The organism is Actinomycetota bacterium (genome assembly GCA_035540895.1).
Taxonomy (GTDB): domain Bacteria; phylum Actinomycetota; class JAICYB01; order JAICYB01; family JAICYB01; genus DATLFR01.
Genome location: DATLFR010000117.1, coordinates 1 through 2,817, shown reverse-complemented (window position 1 = coordinate 2,817; position 2,817 = coordinate 1). Strand labels below are relative to the sequence as shown.

Below are 2,817 nucleotides of genomic sequence, written 5' to 3'. Positions count from 1 at the left end.
GGGGTGGCGCTGTGGCGGGTCGATCGCGTCGAGCAGCTCTTCGGCCTGCTCCGGGGTTATCAAGCCCTGCGAGAGCATCCGCAGGACGTCGGTCCTCTCCTTCATAGCTCCTCCTCGTCGTCGTCGGCTCCGGCGGCCGATCGCGTGTCGCGGTCCGGCTCGACGGTCTCGAGCAGCTCGGTCGCCTGGTCCACGGTGATCCGCCCGGAGGCGACCATCTCGAGGATCACCGTGCGCTCGTCGCGCACCTCAGGCCACCTCGGTCCGGTCATCCCGCACCGGGACGCGCTTGCCGGCCCGCGCCGGGTCCTGTCGCAGCGCCCGGGGGGCGTCGAGCGCGTCCATGAGGCGCTCGGCCTGCTCGGCCGTCACCAGCCCGTTCGCGAACATCTGCAGTATCTGCACCTGCGCGTCACGCATGGCGGCCCTCCTTCTGGTAGAAACCTGCAATCACATTGATGATTCTACGCAAGGTGCCTGACAAGTCAAGCGTCAGGCAGTCGGGCGAGGATGAAGAGGTCAGGGGGATCCCAGGGGAAGAGCCTGATGGGGTTAGCGCCGGGGCTTCAGGCCCGGACCACGCCGTCGGCGCGGGCGGCCTCGGCCACGCGGTGGGCGACCAGCTCGGACACCCGCCGGTTGAACACGCTGGGCACGATGTAGGACGGCCCGAGCTCGTCCGCAGGGACGGCGCTAGCTATCGCCTCGGCCGCGGCGAGCTTCATCGACTCGGTGATCGTCGTCGCTCCCGCGTCGAGGGCCCCCCGGAAGATCCCGGGGAAGCACAGGACGTTGTTGATCTGGTTCGGGTAGTCGCTGCGCCCCGTGGCGATGACGGACGCGAGCCCCTCGCAGGCCTCCGGGGCGATCTCCGGGTCGGGGTTGGACAGGGCGAACACGATCGGGTCGGTGTTCATCACGCGCAGGTCGTCGCGGACCAGGAGCCCCGGCCCGGACACGCCCACGAACACGTCCGCCCCCGGCAGGACCTCGTGGATCGCCCCCTGGCGGTTCTCGGGGTTCGTGTTCTCCGCGACCCATTGCTTCGCGGCGTTGAGGTCCTCGCGTCCCTCGAATATCGCTCCCTTGCGGTCGACGCCGATCACGTTGGGGACCCCGGCGTGCAGCAGGATCTTCGTTATCGCGACCCCGGCCGCCCCGACCCCGGCGATGACGACCTTGAGATCCTCCATCCGCTTGTCCACGACCTTCAACGCGTTGCGGAGCGCGGCCAGGACGACGACGGCCGTCCCGTGCTGGTCGTCGTGGAAGACGGGGATGTCGAGCGATGCCTGCAGCCGCTCCTCGATCTCGAAGCAGGCGGGGGCGGCGATGTCCTCGAGGTTGACGCCACCGAAGACGGGCGCGATCCGCTCGACGGTCTCGACGATCTCGTCGGGGTCGGTGGTCGAGAGGCATATCGGGAACCCGTCGACGCCGGCGAACTCCTTGAAGAGCAGCGCCTTGCCCTCCATCACCGGCAACGAGGCCTCGGGGCCGATATCGCCGAGCCCCAACACCGCCGTCCCGTCCGTCACGATCGCGACCGTGTTCGACTTGATCGTGAACTTGAAGACGTCGGACGGGTCCCGCTCGATGGCTCGGCACACGCGCGCGACGCCGGGGGTGTACGCCATCGAGAGGTCCTCCCGCGTGGACACGTGGACACGCGAGACGACCTCGATCTTGCCTCCCTCGTGCATCTGGAACGTCCGGTCACGCGCGGACACGACATGCACCCCGTCCAGCGACTCCACCGCGTCGCGGATGGCCGACACGTGCACGTCGTCGGTGGCGAAGACCGTGATGTCGCGCACGATCGTCGGGCCGTGCACCTCGACGATGTCGATGCCGGAGATGTTGCCCCCCGCCTCCCCGATCGCCGTCGTCACCCGGCCCAGGGTCCCGGGCGTGTGGCTGAGCTCGACGCGCAGGGAGACGGAGTACGAAGCGCTGGGTGTCCTCATGGCGGTACACGGTGCCGCACCCGCCTCCCGACGCACAAGCCGGGCGGCGGGTCCGGCCATCGGGTAAGACCGGGTGATGGACCTCGTCCGCCTCCACGCCCGCTGGGCCGGGCTCCCCCGCGCCTGGCTCCCGGTCAAGGTCGTGGCCGCCCTCGCGCTCGTCTACGGGGCGGGGACGTTGGGCGGGCTTCTCCCCGGGTACGCGGTCGCGACCACCGCGGTCGTACTGGCCTACCTGAGCTTCGCCGCTCGTAGGGGCCGGGTCCCGGCCGACGTGGGGCTGGGTCGCGCCGGCGCCGTCCGCGAGACGGCCGCCGGCTTCGCGCTGGGCGCGGCGCTCATGGGCCTCGTCGTCGCCGTCCATGTGGCCGCCGGGTGGTACCGGGTCCTGCGCACCGACGTCGAGCCGTGGACCCTGGCCGCCTCGATCGTGTTCTTCGCCCTCGTCTCCGTCCAGGAGGAGGTGGTGGCGCGCGGGGTGATGTTCCGCGCGGTCGAGCGACGGTGGGGATCGGGCGCGGCGCTGGTCGTGTCGAGCCTCGTGTTCGGGTTCCTGCACGCGGGCAACCCGTCCGCCACGTGGTGGTCGTCGGTGGCGATCGCCGTCGAGGCGGGGATCCTCCTCGGCGGCGCGTACATGGTCACGCGGTCGCTCTGGCTCCCGATCGGCATCCACTGGTCCTGGAACCTCGTCCAGGGGCCGGTCGCGGGGCTCCCGGTCTCCGGACAACGGACGAGGTCGCTTCTGGTGGCCGAGGTGGACGGCCCGCAGCTGTGGACGGGCGGCGCGTTCGGACCCGAGGCGGGCCTCGTCGCGTTCGCCATCGGCACGGCGGTCGGTCTCGCGCTG

General features: G+C 70.8%; 4 protein-coding genes. 1 reads left to right on the top strand and 3 read right to left on the bottom strand.

The window, feature by feature from the left end:
• Positions 1 to 101 precede the first annotated feature (101 nt).
• From VM840_06605 to VM840_06595, 3 genes are all read right to left on the bottom strand, one after another.
• Positions 102 to 248 carry a hypothetical protein gene (locus VM840_06605; GenBank protein ID HVL81244.1) on the bottom strand — a complete coding sequence of 49 codons (147 nt, stop codon included), beginning with the start codon at positions 246 to 248 and terminating at the stop codon, positions 102 to 104.
• Between the two features lies 1 nt (position 249).
• A complete protein-coding gene (locus tag VM840_06600) occupies positions 250 to 420 on the bottom strand; it encodes a hypothetical protein (protein HVL81243.1) in 171 nt (56 codons plus the stop codon).
• Positions 421 to 566: 146 nt separating this feature from the next.
• Positions 567 to 1,967, bottom strand: coding sequence for an NAD-dependent malic enzyme (locus VM840_06595; protein HVL81242.1), 1,401 nt, complete (start codon positions 1,965 to 1,967; stop codon positions 567 to 569).
• Positions 1,968 to 2,043: 76 nt separating this feature from the next.
• On the opposite strand from VM840_06595, the gene VM840_06590 reads away from it, so the two are divergent.
• The coding region (locus VM840_06590; GenBank protein HVL81241.1) for a type II CAAX endopeptidase family protein at positions 2,044 to 2,817 on the top strand (774 nt) is incomplete at its 3' end.

Bases quoted from the DNA above. Each gene is read 5' to 3' on its own strand.
- VM840_06600 (HVL81243.1), bottom strand. From the start codon at position 420: ATGCGTGACGCGCAGGTGCAGATACTGCAGATGTTCGCGAACGGGCTG.
- VM840_06595 (HVL81242.1), bottom strand. From the start codon at position 1,967: ATGAGGACACCCAGCGCTTCGTACTCCGTCTCCCTGCGCGTCGAGCTC.